At 71.5% G+C, this 1,336-nt stretch carries 1 protein-coding gene; it reads left to right on the forward strand.

Annotated elements, in window-relative coordinates:
- Positions 1–1,336: glycoside hydrolase family 10 protein (locus tag ACYVE7_RS34145; RefSeq protein WP_460370730.1), on the forward strand; the 1,336-nt coding region annotated here is incomplete at both ends.

A 1,336-nucleotide genomic window follows, 5' to 3' on the forward strand; every position in this document is an offset into this window, starting at 1 on the left:
GCGCCCGCCGCCGGAGCACTCGGCATCGACCGCGCCAAGGACGCCGGAGCCGCCTCGGCCGCCGCCGAATGCCCCAAGCTCGCCGCCCCCGGCGACGACCCCGCCAAGCAGGTCCGCGGCATGTGGATCTCCAGCGTGTACGGCGGCGACTGGCCCGGCGACCCCGAACTGCCCGTCGCCAAGAAGAAGGCCGCCTACCGCACGATGCTCGACCGAGCCGTGGCCCTGCGGATCAACACCGTGTTCATGCAGATCAGGCCCGCGGGCGACGCCTTCTACGCCTCCCCCCGCGAACCCTGGTCGGCCTGGCTCACCGGCACCCCCGGCAAGGACCCCGGCTGGGACGTCCTGAAGTTCCTCATCGACGAGGCCCACGCCCGCGATCTGGAGTTCCACGCCTGGTTCAACCCCTACCGCGTCGGCCAGGACAACAAGCGCGCCAACCTCGCCCCCACCAGCCCCGCCCGCCTGCACCCCGACTGGGTCCGCGTCTACGGCAAGTACCTCTGGTACGACCCGGGCCTGCCCCAGGTCCGCGATCTGGCCACCGAGGCGGTCCTGGACGTCGTCCGCAAGTACGACGTCGACGGCGTCCACTTCGACGACTACTTCTACCCCTACCCGACCGGCAAGGACTTCCCCGACCAGGCGACCTTCAAGACCTACGGCAAGGGGTTCGCGACCAAGGCCGCCTGGCGGCGCGCCAACGTCGACACCCTCGTCCAGCGGGTCTCCACCGAGGTCAAGAAGGCCCGCCCCGACGTCAAGTTCGGGATCAGCCCCTTCGGGATCTGGCGCAACAAACGCGACCACCCCGCCGGTTCGGCCACCAAGGGCCTGGACTCCTACGCCGAGATCTACGGCGACACCCGCAAGTGGGTGAAGGAGAAGTGGCTCGACTACGTGCTGCCCCAGCTCTACTGGCCGATCGGCGACAAGGCCGCCGACTACGCCACCCTCGCCGCCTGGTGGGCGCGGCTGGTCGAGGGCACCGGCGTCCAGCTCACCATCGGCCAGGCCGCCTACCGGATCGGCGACGACGCCGTCTGGAAGAAGCCCGACGAGCTCTCCCGCCACCTCACCCTCAACAAGAAGTACCCCCAGATCCGCGGCGACGTGTTCTTCTCGGCCGCCGACGTCGCCGCCGACCGCGCCGGATTCGGCACCCTCCTGCTGCGCGACCACTACCGGACCCCCGCGCTCATCCCGCCGTCCCCCTGGGCCAAGCCGCCCCACCCCGCCACGGCCGTCACGGCCGCCGCCGGGAAGATCGCCTGGACCGGAGCGCGTGACGCGGTCTCCTACGCCGTCTACCGGCGCCCCGGCGCGGCCGCCG

The sequence above is a fragment of the Actinocorallia lasiicapitis genome (assembly GCF_054778695.1).